Genomic DNA, 13,511 nt, shown 5'->3' with positions numbered 1-13,511 from the left:
GTCAAGATTCACTCCCCCTCCGCGAGGGGGAAGGGGAGCCGGTAGCCCTCACCCGCCCTTCGGGCACCCTCTCCCAGAGGGAGAGGGGCTGGGACGGTCACGGCCGTTCAGCTTTTCCTTGCCCGCCAAGTGGCAGTTCCACGGTGAAGCGGGTGCCCTTGCCCGGCGCGCTCTCTACACGGACCCTTCCCTGGTGTTCCTCGATGATGCGCTGGGTGATGGAGAGGCCGAGCCCGGTGCCGGCTCCTTTCCTGGTGAAGAAAGGCTCGAAGATCAGGGGGAGATCCTCCGTGGCGATACCGGGGCCGTCGTCGCTAATCTCTATTACGGCGTGACGGTCGCGCACCGCGGTGCGCACCTCGATGCGTCCCCCTCGAGGGAGCGCCTGCTGCGCGTTCTTTATTATGTTCAATACCGCCTGCTTGATCTTCTCCGGGTCGAGCCTGAACGGAGGGACTTCGCCTTCGTCCAGCAGGAGCTGTACCTGTTGTTTTTCGCAGGGGCGACGCAGCAGCAGCACGGTGTCGTTGACCAGCCGGTTCAGGTCGCACTCCCGGAACTCCGCGCGCACCGGCGAGGAATAGTTCAAAAGCGCGTTGACCAGCTTCTCCACCCGCTCGATCTCCGCCAGTGCCTTCTTGATCAGTTCCTTGTCTGCGCTGTTGGAGGCCGCCTGGTCGTGCAGGTCGTCCAGAAGAAGCGAGATCCCCGTGAGCGGGTTTCTCACCTCGTGCGCGATCCCGGCGGAGAGTTTTCCAAGCGAGGCGAGCCGGTCAAGACGCATCATCTCCTCGTGCAGGTTCTCCCGCTCGGTCTCGTTGCGCAGGGTGATGGTGAGCCCGTGCTCGGAGTCGTGCCCGATGGGGAAGAAGCCGACGTCGAAGTGGGTCTTGCCCGGGGCATGGTCGAAGCGGAAGGTTTCCCGGCCGTAGCCGGAGTTGCTGGCGAAGACGTGGGCGATGCGGTCGCCGAGGACCCCCCACCCCTGGAACACCTCGCGGAAATGCATCCCCTCGGTGACGTGGTCTCCGAGAAAGAGCCTGCCGGTCCGGTTGATGGAGGTGAGGAACCCTTCGGGTGAAAAGGTGACGATGCCGCTGGAAATGCTCTCGAGGACGCTCGCCTTGAAGTTGCGCTCGTCAAGGATCTCGCGACGCGACTTTCTCAGTTCGTCGAGCGTGGCCAGAAGGCTCATCTTGCGGCGGTCCAACTCGTCGGCCATGGTGTTGAAGGTCTGCGCCAGGACCCCGATCTCGTCGGCGGAGTTGACCGCGACGCGCGCGGCGCTGTCGCCCGCCGCGAGCTTGCCGGCGCTCTGGGTGAGTTGCCTGAGCGGGATGCTGATGCCACGGGACAGCAGCCACGCCGAGAGCGCGGAGACGAGGGCGGTCAGGAGGATGATCACCCCGCTGGTTCTGCGGTGCTCCCCGAGCTGCCTGGCGATGAGCCGCCCCCCCTTGCGCGCGGCCTCGTGGAAGCGGTCCACCTGGAACCCGATGGTGACTCCTCCGAAGACGCCGTACCTGGCGTACTCCCCGGTGTCATAGAATATGGGGGCGAAGGCCATGATCTTCTTGGCGCCGCCGACGTTGGTGATGTCGACGTACCCCTCCTGCTTCGCGCGCACGGCGGCCGAGACCTTCGGATACCCCGGATGGACGAAGCCGGCGTGGTCGAGGTTGAAAGGGATGCGGCCGCTGTCGATCTCCGCCTTGGTGGATCGGGCGTTGTAGGGGGGGACCAGCTTCCCTGCGGGGTCGACGCCCCGGATGTCCCAGAACTTGGGATGGGTGATGATCCACCCCTCGTCGTCGAAGAGGAAGGCGTAGTTGCCGCTTTGGTAGGAAGGAAAGAGCGAAGATGCGTTCCTGCCCGGGTCGATGTGCTGGGTGAACTCCATCAGGTGCCGGTGATCCAGGGAGAGGAGCACCATCCCGTTGAAGGCCCCCTTGGCGTCGAACAGCGGCGCCCCGAAGCGGATCACTCCCTGGTACATCCTGCCGTCGTAGGCGCTCTCCGGGTCGGGTGCGCCTGCCAGCTGCTCCTGCTTGCCGACGTGAAACCCGGTCAGGTGGGAGACGTAGATCTCCCCGGGCTTCAGGGCGCGCACCTTGTGGAAGTAGGTCTCGCTCTTGAACTCGGTGTTGGCGGGGTTGGAGACGTCGGCAAGCTGGTCCCTGGCGAGGAAGCGGCCGTTGCGGATCACCACCTGCTCCCTGCCGTTCTTGTCGATGAGGGCGATGGAGCGGTAGACGGGGAGAAACTCGTGCGTCCCCTGAGCCGCGGTGGAACTGGCGCCGCGCTGCCACACCTCGGAAAGCCGGGTCTGGTAGAAGTCGAGCAGCGCGGAGCGGGAGAGGGGCGAGCGGGAGAGAAAGAGGAGGTCGGACTCGCACTGGTGCAGGAAGTCCTTGATGTTTTCCGCCAGGTCCCGCGCCTTCATCTGCAGTGACTCGACCGCCTGCCTGTCGTCGGACTGGCTGATCTCGGTGGAGAGCCTGGCGCTGGTCGACTGCAGGTTGAGCAGGAGGATGGCGGACGAGACCAAAAGCGGCAGCAGGGAAAGCAGCAGCGTGATGACCAGGATCTTTTTGAAGATGGTGAAACGTGGCAAGAGGCTCCCCCGCATGGCAATCAGGGCAGCAGGTTAGCACAAAACGGCGGTGGCGAACAGCGTTGCTTTGAGGCGCCCGGGACGGGGGTCTTTTATATTGACTTGGTTGCGGGGGTGCATTAAAAGATAATGCGGCAATAAGGCTCGAAAGCGGTGGAGGAATTGGTTGGGATATAAAGACCTTGCATCTTGCGTGGCGGACCTGGAGCGCACCGGCGCCCTGGTGAGGATCGACTGCGAAGTTTCGTCGGAACTGGAGATCGGTTCCATTCAGCGACGGGTGTACCAGGCGGGAGGTCCGGCCCTCCTCTTCACGAGGGTCGAGGGGAGTTCCTTCCCCATGCTGGGCAACCTGTTCGGAACCCTGGAGCGGACCAGGTACATCTTTCGCGACACCCTGAAGGCGGTGGAGCGCCTGGTGAAGCTCAAGGTCGACCCCCGCTGCGCGCTGCGCGAGCCCGCGACACTCGCGGGTGCCGTTCCCGCGGCGTGGCACCTGCTACCCAAGAACGTGAGCGACGGCCCCATCCTCGCCAACCGCACCAGCATCGACAAACTCCCCCAGTTGAAGTCGTGGCCCGATGACGGCGGCGCCTTCATCACCCTGCCGCAGGTCTACTCCGAGAGCGCGTTGCAGCCGGGGCTGCGCCATTCGAACCTGGGGATGTACCGGGTCCAGCTCTCCGGCGGGGAGTACCGCGAGAACGAGGAGATAGGGCTCCACTACCAGATCCATCGCGGCATCGGGTTCCATCATGCCGAGGCGATCGCGAAGGGGGAGCCGTTCCGGGTCAACATCTTCGTCGGGGGTGCCCCCTCGATGACCGTGGCCGCCGTGATGCCTCTCCCGGAGGGGATGCCCGAGCTCTCCTTCGCGGGGCTTCTGGCCGGGCACCGCATCGAGATGGTGCGGCGTGAGGGGAAGCTCCCGATGCCGGCCCAGGCCGACTTCTGCATCACCGGCGTCATCGACCCCACCAAGACCCTTCCCGAGGGGCCCTTCGGGGACCACTTCGGTTACTACAGCCTGGCGCACCACTTCCCGGTGCTGAAGGTGGAGGAGGTCTTCCACCGCGACGGCGCCATCTGGCCCTTCACGACAGTGGGGCGCCCGCCGCAGGAGGACACCTCCTTCGGCGCCTTCATCCACGAGCTCACCGGGCCGCTGATCCCCACCGTGATCCCCGGGGTGAAGGCGGTGCACGCCGTGGACGCGGCGGGGGTGCATCCCCTTCTCTTCGCCATGGGGAGCGAGCGCTACGTCCCGTACGGGGAGCGGCGCACCCCCCAGGAGCTTCTCACCATCGCCAACGCGGTGCTGGGGCAGGGGCAGCTCTCACTGGCCAAGTATCTGATGATCGCGGCCCACGAGGACGCGCCGAGGCTCGACATCCACGACATCCCGGCGTTTCTCGGGCACGTCCTGGAGCGGATCGACCTGCGCCGCGACCTCCATTTCCAGACCGCCACCACCATGGACACCCTGGACTACTCCGGGTCCGGCCTGAACAGCGGCTCCAAGGTGGTGTTCGCGGCGATTGGGGAGAAGCGGCGCTCGCTCGGGACCGAGCTCCCCCCTGGCCTGAGACTCGCCCCCGGCTTCTCGGAGCCGGCCCTGTGCCTTCCCGGCGTCGTCGCCGTGCAGGGGCCTGCCTGCCGCACCCTGAAGGGGGAGCCGGACGTGCAGATGGAAGCCCTTTGCGCGGAGCTTGAAGGTGTGGAGGGGCTGGAGGCTTTCCCGCTCATCGTCGTCTGCGATGACAGCCGCTTCACGGCGGCGGAGCTGAACAACTTCCTCTGGGTCACCTTCACCCGGTCGGACCCCGCCGCGGACATCTACGGAGTCGGCGCGAGCACCGTCTGCAAGCAGTGGGGGTGCCGCGGCCCCCTGATCATCGACGCGCGGATCAAGCCGCACCACGCGCCGCCGCTGATCGAAGACCCGGCGGTGGAGAAAAGGGTGGACCAGCTGGCGGCGCCGGGCGGGCCGCTGCACGGGTTGTATTAACCAAACCGCCTCACGCAAAGACGCAAAGACGCGAAGAAAGAAGAGGGCAAGCCAAAGCAGCGGCTTGTTTTTCCTGGCGCCTTTGCGGCTTTGCGTGACCGCGATTTTGACTTTGGAGTAACGGTGGCGAAGGAAAGACTGGACAAGCTGGTCATGGAACGGGGGCTCGCGCCTTCGCGGGAGAGGGCCAAGGCGCTCATCATGGCGGGACAGGTGGTGGTGGATGATCACCTCGCGGACAAGGCGGGGCTCATGGTGCCGCTGGAGGCGGAAATCCGCCTGAAGGGTGAGCCGCTTCCCTATGTGAGCCGGGGCGGACTCAAACTCGCCCAGGGGTTGGACCGCTTCGCCATCTGCGTGGAGGGACTCGTCGCAGTCGACGTGGGGGCGTCCACCGGCGGGTTCACCGACTGCCTCCTGCAACGCGGCGCCAGCCGGGTCTACGCGGTCGATGTCGGCTACGGCCAGCTCGCCTGGAAGCTGCGCGAAGACCCCCGCGTGGTGAACCTGGAGAAGACCAACATCAGGCACCTGGAGTCGCTGCCGGAGCTCCCGGACCTCGCCGTTATTGACGCCTCCTTCATCTCGCTGGACAAGGTGCTCCCCCCGACGCTGCGCCTCATCAAGGAGGACGCCACCGTCGTGGCGCTGATCAAGCCGCAGTTCGAGGTGGGACGCGGACAGGTCGGGAAGGGGGGCGTGGTCAGGGACGAGAAGAAGCACCAGGAGGTCGTCGACAACGTGACCGGCCTGGCCCAGGGGCTGGGGCTTTTGGTCCTCGGCGTCTGCGAGTCGCCCATCCTCGGCCCAAAGGGGAACAAGGAGTTCCTGATCCACCTGCAAAAACGCGGCAACGCCGGTCCTGTCCCGGAGCCGCCCGACGCTTGAGCGAAGCTCGAGGGTTGCACATTCAACTGGAGGAAATCATGAGCGATTGTCTGTTCTGCAAGATGGCGGAGGGTGCCATCCCGGTAAAGAAGGTGTACGAGGACGACATCCTCTTCGCCATCGAGGACATAAACCCTGTGGCACCGGTCCACATCCTCATCATCCCCAAGAAACACGTGGTCAACACCCTGGAGCTCACCCCTGCGGACGACCAGCTGATCGGCGCGGTGCACCGGGTCGCGGCGTCCCTGGCGCGGGAGCGCGGCTTCGACCAGGAGGGGTTCCGCCTGGTGAACAACAACAACGCCGGCGCCGGGCAGTCCGTCTGGCACATCCACTTCCACCTGCTGGCGGGGCGCAAGCTGGGGTGGCCTCCCGGCTAGCCGGTGCGGCGGTGGGACGGTACGAGGTGCAGATCCGGAAGGTACGGTTAAAGGAGGCTCAGATGAAGAGATTGCTCGTGTTGTTGCTCCTGCTCTACCCGCTGTCCGCTGTGGCGGAAACCTACCAGTGGACCGACGAAAGGGGTACGGTGAACTTCGCCGATGAACTGGGACAGGTCCCCAAGAAGTACCGCAAGAAGGCGAGGAGGCTGGGGGATGAAGGTGCCGCCCCCGTCGTGAACGAGGAGAGGGGTGCCGAGCCCGCCAAGGCCAAGCCGGACGAGGCACAGGCGGGGAAGAAGGTCTACGGGGGCAAGGACGAGGCCGCCTGGCGCAGGGAGTTCCTGCAGGCCGAGTTCAACCTGAAGAACGCGGAATCGGACCTGGCCACCCTCAAGGGGAGGCTCTCCGACACCTCGCGCATGAACCGATCCGACTACCTCTCCATTCAGAACAGCATCAGGTATGCCGAGGACCGGGTCCAGGCGCAGCAGAAAAGGCTCGACCAGTTGCGCGAGACCGCGGACCGTCTCGGCGTCCCTCAAGACTTCAGAAAGTAGCTCCCGTTTCCGTCGGCTCTATTAGCGATGCGTGTTTTTCCACCTTAAAGCTCTTCCCCGAAGGAGGGGACTGGCTCCGCCAGGTGCCTGTCCCCTTGTGCTTGGGCAGGTGGCTGAGCTGAAAGGAGCGTTCCGCTAGAGGGACAGGCACCTGACGGAGCCAGTCCCTTCTGCCGTGGGCCCCGAGTCGGGCACAATAACTATCACCTTGGAGAATGCAGCATGATCTTCCCGAACATCGACCCGGTCTTCCTGCGCCTGGGACCGCTGGAATTCCGCTGGTACGGTCTCATGTACATCTGCGGCTTCGTCGCCGCCTACTTCATCATCCTCTCCGGGGTGAAGCGAAAGGGGATCCCCCTGAACCGGGACCAGGTCGCCGACCTGATCTTCACCGTGGCGGTGGGGGTGATCCTTGGGGGACGGCTGGGGTACATCCTGTTCTACAACTTCGCCTTCTACCTCGCCCACCCGCTCAAGCTGTTCGCGGTCTGGGAGGGGGGGATGTCCTTCCACGGCGGGCTGATCGGCGCGCTGGTGGCGAGCTTCTACTTCATCAGGAAGTTCAGGCTGAGCTTCTACCCCCTGGCCGACGTCGGCTTCCTCGCCGCTCCGGTGGGGCTTGGGTTCGGACGGATCGGCAACTTCATCAACGGCGAACTCTACGGGCGCGTCACCGACCTCCCCTGGGGGATCGTCTTCCCCACCGGCGGGCCGCTGCCACGCCATCCGTCGCAGCTCTACGAGGCGTTTCTCGAGGGGCCTCTCATGTTCCTGATCCTGTACCTGGTCTCGAAAAAGGTGCCGCGCGACGGCGTGGTGGTCTGGTCCTTCATCGCGCTGTACGGCCTGTTCCGGTTCCTGGTGGAATTCGTCAGGCAGCCCGATGAGCAGATCGGATTCGTGCTCGGGGGATTCTCGATGGGGCAGATGCTGAGTTTGCCGATGTTCCTGCTGGGCGCGGCGATGGTGGTCCACCGCTACAGGCGGGGATAGATCTTCAGGAGAGCTTCTTTTTCATCTCCAGCATGTTTTCCTTGCAGTTCTTACGGTAGGCGACCGAGTCCATCAGGGTCCGGATCAGGAAGATTCCCCGCCCCCGGTCCTCCAACTCCTCGAAGTTGGGGGCCGGGATGGCGTTGATGTCGAACCCCTGCCCGTCGTCGTAGACCCTGATGGTGAGGTCGTCCCGGTGCAGGGTGATGACGATGCGCACCAGCTTCTCCGGCTCCTTGGGACCGGCGTGCTTGATGGCGTTCACCATCGCCTCGGTGAGGACCAGGTTCAGATGGTAGGCGAGGACCTCCTTGTCGCCGCTGTAACGCTCCAGCTCCCGGGCGATGTCCTCACCGATCTTCCCGATAAGACTCAGGTACCTGGTCTTGTTGGGAACCTTTATGTCGACCTCGATCGTGTTTTCCATCTGACGCCTCGCTTTGCCGCCTCCCGACCCGCTAGGACTGAAAGTTCTCCACCGCCTCCACCGTGGAAGGAAAGATCTCGAACACCCGGTGCAGGCGGGTCAGCTCGAACATCGACTTGACCTGGGACTGCAGCGAGGAAAGTTTCAAGTTCCCCTGGTGCGAGATCGCGTTCTTGAACCCCGAAACCAGCGCGCCCAGCCCGGAACTGTCGATAAAACGAACATCCTTCAGGTCCACCAGAACGTTCTTCTTGCCGTCCTCGAAAAGCTTCTGTACCGCGCTCTTAAGCTCGGTCGAATTGTGCGCGTCCAGCCTTTCCTCCTTGACGTATATGATTACAACGTCGTTCCTCGTCTCGCTCGCCAGGTTCATAACCATCTCCTTGTATTGAGGTCCGTACGGTATACAGCCACGTTCATTGTGCAATAAGTGCCGACATTTAGCAAGTGGTGCCCGGCGCGGTTCAGTCAACTTTCATGACGACCATCGATATGTCGTCCTGTAAAGGTTGCGGCCAGGCGTAGGAGGAGACCTCCGAGAGCACCTTCTCGATCAACTCCTCGGGGTCCCGGTCCGAAAGGGGGGAGAGCAGCTCGCAAAGCCTCGGGATGCCGAACAGTTCGCCCGCCTGGTTCTCCGCCTCGATGATCCCGTCGGTGTAGATGAAGAGGAGGTCGCCCGCCTGCAGCGAGATCCTTTGCTCCTCGAACACGACCTTTCGTTCCACCCCGAGGATGAGCCCCTCGGCGTCGAGTTCGGTCCAGCTCCCGGCCCGGAACAAAAGGGGGCGGGTGTGGCCGGCGTTGGCGTACCTGAGCATCCGGGTCGCGCTGTCGTACCTCGCGCAGAACATGGTGATGAAAAGCTCGGCGCCGGTCAGGTCATCGTAGAGGAGTTCGTTCAAGAGGGTCAGAAGGTCGCGGGCCGAGCGGGGCTCCTTGATCTGGGCCCTCAGCACGCTGCGGGTCTCCACCATGATGAGGGCAGCACCCACGCTGTGCCCCGAGACGTCGGCCATGACTAGGTCGACCACCTGTCGCTCGCGCTCGAAGAAGTCGTAGTAGTCGCCACCGACGTGGGCCGCGGGGACGCAGCGGCAGGCGATGCTGACCCCCGGCAGCGTCGGGGGCTTCTCGGGGAGGAGCGAGAGCTGGATCTGCTTGGCGAGCTCCAGGTCGCGGGTGACCCGCGCGTTTTCCAGGAGCGCCGCCTCCTTCTGGCGCCGCTCCTTCTCCTTCGCCTCGCGCTCCTCGACGATCCGCACCGCTTGGGCCAGCTGTCCGGCGAGACTCTCCAAGAGCTCCACGAACTGCTCGGTGAAAAGACCCACGATGGAGCGGGAGAAGACCGAGAGTATCCCCACGGGGTTCGCCCCCTCGCTGACGATGGGGATGTGGGCGAAGGACTTGATCCCCTCCCTGCGGAAGATCTCCTTGGCGATCGGCTTGGTGATGAAGGTGGTGTCGTTGAAGAACTCGGTGCGGCACCCGAGGAAGGCTTCCCCTACGTGGGTGTCGATCTCAAGCAGGCGGTCCTCGGCGGTGAGCCGCTCGCCGCCGATGCCGCGGAAACAGCGCACCTGCAGCACCGATTCATCGTTCAAGAGCCGGATCACGGCGAGGTCGAGCTTGAACTCGCGCAGCAGCAGCTCGAGAAGGTCCCCCATGATGATGTCCAGCTCCAGGGAGCGGTTCATGATCATGGAGGCGCGCAGCCGGACGAAGAGGGCCTCCCGGCTCTGGTCCCGCGAGGTGCGCACCGTTGAGAAAATGTCGAAGACCGGTTCCATGCGCGAACCGATGTCGGAGAGGAAACTCTCGACCACGGCGCCTGCCGCCGCCCCGCCGAGCGAACCCGCGAGGGTCTTTTCCACGAAGCGCTTCAGGTTGGGAAGCTCGAACTCGGACACCCCCCCCTTGCTGTCGATCTCGCGGTCCCCCAGGTAGTCGGTGATGGCGGCGTTGGCCTGCTGCTCGCCGATGAACTTGGTCATGAGGTTGACGAACTGCACGATGGTGACCGGTTTGGAAAGGCGCTTGGTCTCCCAGTGGGGGGTGGCGCTCTCCGGGGTGAAGACGCTGACGAAGCGGTTCACCTGCTCGCGCTCCTTCTCTCCCTGGCCCAGCAGAATGGAGAGGGAAAGGTAGGCGGCGATGTTCATGAACATGCTCCAGAACAGCGTGTGGGTGTACGGGTCCAGCCCGGTCAGCCCGAAGAGTTCCTGGGGGCGCAAAAGCGCGATGCCGAAGGGGCCGTCGAGCAGGAAGTCGCTCGGCTCGCCGCCGGCCCGCAAAAGCGAAGGGAGCAACAGCGTGTAGAACCAGACCGCGAACCCGGCGAGGAGCCCCACGATGGCGCCGGCCTTGTTGCCGCGCGGCCAGTAGAGCCCGCCCACCAGCGCCGGGGCGAACTGTATCGCGGCGGAGAAGGAGATGAGCCCCATGTTGGCCAGCATGTAACTTTCACCGACGACGCTCTGGTACAGGTATCCGAGGAGGATGACCAGCACGATCCCGAAGCGTTTCAGGTTGATGAGCAGCTGGGGGAACCAGGTGCGCGGCTTGAGCCTGATCACCACGGGGAGCAGCACGTGGTTCAGGAGCATGGTGGAGACGGCGATGGACTCCACCATCACCATCCCCGCCGAGGCGGAGAACCCACCCAGGAAAGCGACCAGCGCGATCCAGGGGTAACCAAGCTGCATGGGAAGGGTGAGCACGAAGTAGTCGGCCTGGGTGCTGTTGCCGTTCATGAGGATGCCGGCCAGGGCAATCGGCATCACGAAAAGGTTCATCAGGAACATGTAGGCGGGGAAGCGCCAGGACGCGGTGTTCAGGTGCGACTCGTGCGCGTTTTCCAGCACCATGATCTGGAACTGGCGCGGCAGGAGCATCACGGCCCCCATGGAGAGGGTGAGGATGCTGAACATGGAGGCGTAGGAGTTGTCGCCGCGCTCGCCCAGGGTGGTGAGCCGCGCCAAAAGCTGCGGGTCCTTCTGATGCAGCCGCTGGAAGATGTCCCCCATGCCGTTGAAGGCGATGTAGGTGATGCAGACGCCGACGGTGAGCATGGCCATGAGCTTCACCAGCGACTCGAGTGCGATGGCGGCGACGAGGCCGTCGTGGCGCTCGGTGGAAATCAGGTGCCGCGCGCCGAAGAGGACGCTGAACACGGCCAGAAAGATCGCGGTGAAGAGCCCCGGGTGGGGGGAGGGGATGTAGACGCGGTCCATGAAGCCGACGTGGAAATCGTGGTACCCGGTGATGATGGTGAACGAGGTGGAAACGGCCTTCAACTGCAGGGCGATGTAGGGCATCACCCCCATGAGGGTGATCACGGTGATGATCGCGCCGAGCCACTGGGACGACCCGTAGCGGGAGCTGATGAAGTCGGCGATGGAGGTGATGTTGTTTTCCTTGGAGATCCTCACCATCTTCTTGAGCAGGAACCACCAGGAGAAGGCGGTGAGGGTGGGGCCAAGGTAGACCGGGAGGAAGTCTATGCCGGTGGTCGCCGCCTTGCCGACCGAGCCGTAGAAGGTCCAGGAGGTGGCGTAGACGGCGATGGAAAGGGCATAGACCCAGGCGTTGGCGGTGACGCTGCGGCCGGCCTTCTGGCGCTGGTCGGCGTAGTAGGCGACCAGGAACAGGAAGGCTATGTAGAGCAGGGCCGTGCCCCACACCCAGTTGACATCCAGCATTACATATGCCCCCTGGTGTCGCTGTCCTTGCGGGCCGCCCGGCTGAACAGGTAGACGATGAAGATGGAGAACACCCAGCCGGTCAGCAGGTAGAGGTAGAGCAGCGGGATCCCAAAGGGGAGGGTCGGCTTGTTGAAGATGCTTATGAAGGGGTAGTTCATCATCACCATGCCGAGGACGAAGCAGATCACCCAGGTATCCTTCAGTTTGAGCCGGTGCAGCACCAGTTGTTTCAATTTGGTGATCATGTCAGTAACCCCATAGCTGCGTATACGCGGTCCGCCTCGTCCCAAACCGGGAGCGTGCTGTCGAGGAGCAGGGATTCCCCCGGCTCGGGGAACTCGAATTCCCCGCGTTGAAGCTGGTACTGTTCCCACCGCGCGTCGGACACCTCGGCGGGATCGTGCCTGCGCCGCTCCAGACGCTCGCGGACGACCGCTTCCGGACAGCGCGTCTCGACGACCATGAAGGGAACCCCCAGCCGCGCTGCCAACCCCCGGAACAGTTCCCGGTCGGCGCGCCGCTTGAACGTCGCGTCCACCACGACCCCCCTGCCGCCGGAAAGCGTACGCTCCGCCGCGTCGAGGAGCGCGCCGTAGGTGGCGCGGTCCATCCGGTCGTTGTAGATCCCTTCCCGGTACCCCCCGTTTTCGGCGCGGCCGGCAGACGGTATCCCTGCCAGCTCCTTGCGAACCAGGTCGGAGCGTGTGAGGTCGAGCCCCAGCTCGCGGCTCAGCTCGCCTGCCAGACTGCTTTTGCCGCTGCCGCTCAGCCCGCAGGTGAGGATGAGGGTCGGGGTGAGCCTCCCCCTGAGGGTGTAGCCGCGGGCCAGGCGGAAATAGCGCCTCGCGGCGGCGTGAAGGGCCGCGCTCTCTTGCGCGCTCTGCCCCGGCTGGGCGAGACGCAGGCTGGTCACCTTGCCGCGCACGAAGGCGCGCTGCGCCTGGTAGAAGTGAAGCAGCGGCGCCATGCCCCGGTCGCCGCTCGCCTCGCAGTAGGCCGCCAGCAGTTCCCGGGCCAGGGGGGCGCGCCCGGCGTACTCCAGGTCCATGAGGAGGAAGGCGAGGTCGGCGGCGGTGTCGATGTAGCGGAACTCGTCGTTGAACTCGATGCAGTCGAAGATGCAGACCGGGTCGGTGAGGCAGATATTGCCGGAATGGAGGTCGCCGTCGCACTCCCTGATGAAGCCGCCGGCGATGCGTTCGCGAAACAGGGAGTCGTTGGCGGCCAGGAAGGCGGCGACCCATTGGCGGATTTCCGCCAGTTCACCCTCCTGCAGCGTGCTGCCGATGAACGGGGCGCTCTGGCGGAAGTTCTGCTCCCAGTTCCCGGCGATCCTGCCGGGTGCCGCGCAGGCGTCGATCTGCGGACCGCGGGCCGCCCCGGCGTGAAAGGCCGCCACGGCCTTGGCGATGCGGACCATGTCGGAGGCGCCGCCCCCCCCCTCGTGGAGGAGCCGGTCCAGCATACGCTCCTCGGGGAGGCGCCGCATCTTGACGGCGTAGTCGATGACCTTGCCGCCGCCTGTGAAACCGGCTCCATGCGGCGTTTCGCGCAGCTCCACGACTCCCAGGTAAACCTCCGGGCACAGGCGGCGGTTCAGGCGCACCTCCTCGCCGCAGTAAAAGCGGCGCCGGTCCAGGGTGGTGAAATCGAGAAAGCCGAAGTCGACGGCCTTTTTCACCTTGTATACGAAGTGGTCGGTGATGAAGATATAGGAGACGTGGGTTTCGATCAGGCGCACCTCTGCCGTGGGCTCGGGGTAGGCCGCTGCTTCAAGTAACGATTTTATAAGCTTTTGATCCATCGTTTTACCGATAAGCCGATGATTTCACTTGAGAATAGTATCATACCGCATTTGAGGCGCAACACTCTAAAATGCATCTAAATGTTGTTTGACGCTGCTACCTATTTATGCTAGCTTTCATGTAGTT

At 64.1% G+C, this 13,511-nt stretch carries 11 protein-coding genes; 5 read left to right on the top strand and 6 right to left on the bottom strand.

The features are described from left to right. Positions 1–97 precede the first annotated feature (97 nt). Entirely contained in the window at positions 98–2,614 is a 2,517-nt protein-coding gene (locus tag KP001_RS07650; protein WP_217288938.1) for a PAS domain-containing sensor histidine kinase, read from the bottom strand. 166 nt (positions 2,615–2,780) lie between these two features. On the opposite strand from KP001_RS07650, the gene KP001_RS07645 reads away from it, so the two are divergent. The 5 genes from KP001_RS07645 (at position 2,781) to lgt (ending at position 7,449) form a co-directional block, all read left to right on the top strand. Next, entirely contained in the window at positions 2,781–4,622 is a 1,842-nt protein-coding gene (locus KP001_RS07645; protein WP_217288937.1) for a UbiD family decarboxylase, read from the top strand. 123 nt (positions 4,623–4,745) lie between these two features. Beyond that, the gene (locus KP001_RS07640; RefSeq protein ID WP_217288936.1) at positions 4,746–5,510 is read left to right on the top strand and encodes a TlyA family RNA methyltransferase; all 765 of its coding nucleotides are present in this window, start codon (positions 4,746–4,748) and stop codon (positions 5,508–5,510) included. A 38-nt stretch (positions 5,511–5,548) separates the two neighbouring features. Next, complete coding sequence (locus KP001_RS07635; RefSeq protein WP_217288935.1) at positions 5,549–5,893, top strand: histidine triad nucleotide-binding protein; 345 nt, start codon at positions 5,549–5,551, stop codon at positions 5,891–5,893. 62 nt (positions 5,894–5,955) lie between these two features. Beyond that, complete coding sequence (locus tag KP001_RS07630) at positions 5,956–6,453, top strand: DUF4124 domain-containing protein (protein WP_217288934.1); 498 nt, start codon at positions 5,956–5,958, stop codon at positions 6,451–6,453. A 222-nt stretch (positions 6,454–6,675) separates the two neighbouring features. Continuing rightward, positions 6,676–7,449 carry a prolipoprotein diacylglyceryl transferase gene (gene lgt, locus KP001_RS07625; protein ID WP_217288933.1) on the top strand — a complete coding sequence of 258 codons (774 nt, stop codon included), beginning with the start codon at positions 6,676–6,678 and terminating at the stop codon, positions 7,447–7,449. Between the two features lie 4 nt (positions 7,450–7,453). On the opposite strand, the gene KP001_RS07620 is transcribed toward lgt, so the two are convergent. From KP001_RS07620 to KP001_RS07600, 5 genes are all read right to left on the bottom strand, one after another. Continuing rightward, on the bottom strand, positions 7,454–7,876 hold the full coding sequence (locus KP001_RS07620; RefSeq protein WP_216509697.1) for an ATP-binding protein: 423 nt from the start codon (positions 7,874–7,876) through the stop codon (positions 7,454–7,456). A gap of 31 nt (positions 7,877–7,907) precedes the next feature. Beyond that, entirely contained in the window at positions 7,908–8,249 is a 342-nt protein-coding gene (locus tag KP001_RS07615) for an STAS domain-containing protein (protein ID WP_129125724.1), read from the bottom strand. A 91-nt stretch (positions 8,250–8,340) separates the two neighbouring features. Beyond that, on the bottom strand, positions 8,341–11,577 hold the full coding sequence (locus KP001_RS07610; protein WP_217288932.1) for a SpoIIE family protein phosphatase: 3,237 nt from the start codon (positions 11,575–11,577) through the stop codon (positions 8,341–8,343). Beyond that, a complete protein-coding gene (locus tag KP001_RS07605) occupies positions 11,577–11,825 on the bottom strand; it encodes a hypothetical protein (RefSeq protein ID WP_217288931.1) in 249 nt (82 codons plus the stop codon). The genes KP001_RS07610 and KP001_RS07605 overlap by 1 nt, the downstream gene beginning before the upstream one ends. Beyond that, positions 11,822–13,384, bottom strand: a complete 1,563-nt coding sequence (locus KP001_RS07600) for a bifunctional aminoglycoside phosphotransferase/ATP-binding protein (protein ID WP_217288930.1) — start codon at positions 13,382–13,384, stop codon at positions 11,822–11,824. Before KP001_RS07600 ends, KP001_RS07605 begins: the two co-directional genes overlap by 4 nt. Between the last annotated feature and the right edge of the window lie 127 nt (positions 13,385–13,511).

It is taken from the genome of Geomonas subterranea (assembly GCF_019063845.1).
GTDB lineage: Bacteria > Desulfobacterota > Desulfuromonadia > Geobacterales > Geobacteraceae > Geomonas > Geomonas subterranea.
Note: the sequence above shows the minus strand (reverse complement) of the source record. Positions and strands in the feature narration are given on the sequence as shown.

Excerpts from the sequence above, each read along its gene's own strand:
- KP001_RS07635 (WP_217288935.1), top strand. The coding sequence starts at position 5,549 with ATGAGCGATTGTCTGTTCTGCAAGATGGCGGAGGGTGCCATCCCGGTA.
- KP001_RS07630 (WP_217288934.1), top strand. The coding sequence starts at position 5,956 with ATGAAGAGATTGCTCGTGTTGTTGCTCCTGCTCTACCCGCTGTCCGCT.
- lgt (WP_217288933.1), top strand. The coding sequence starts at position 6,676 with ATGATCTTCCCGAACATCGACCCGGTCTTCCTGCGCCTGGGACCGCTG.
- KP001_RS07620 (WP_216509697.1), bottom strand. The coding sequence starts at position 7,876 with ATGGAAAACACGATCGAGGTCGACATAAAGGTTCCCAACAAGACCAGG.
- KP001_RS07615 (WP_129125724.1), bottom strand. The coding sequence starts at position 8,249 with ATGAACCTGGCGAGCGAGACGAGGAACGACGTTGTAATCATATACGTC.
- KP001_RS07610 (WP_217288932.1), bottom strand. The coding sequence starts at position 11,577 with ATGCTGGATGTCAACTGGGTGTGGGGCACGGCCCTGCTCTACATAGCC.
- KP001_RS07605 (WP_217288931.1), bottom strand. The coding sequence starts at position 11,825 with ATGATCACCAAATTGAAACAACTGGTGCTGCACCGGCTCAAACTGAAG.
- KP001_RS07600 (WP_217288930.1), bottom strand. The coding sequence starts at position 13,384 with ATGGATCAAAAGCTTATAAAATCGTTACTTGAAGCAGCGGCCTACCCC.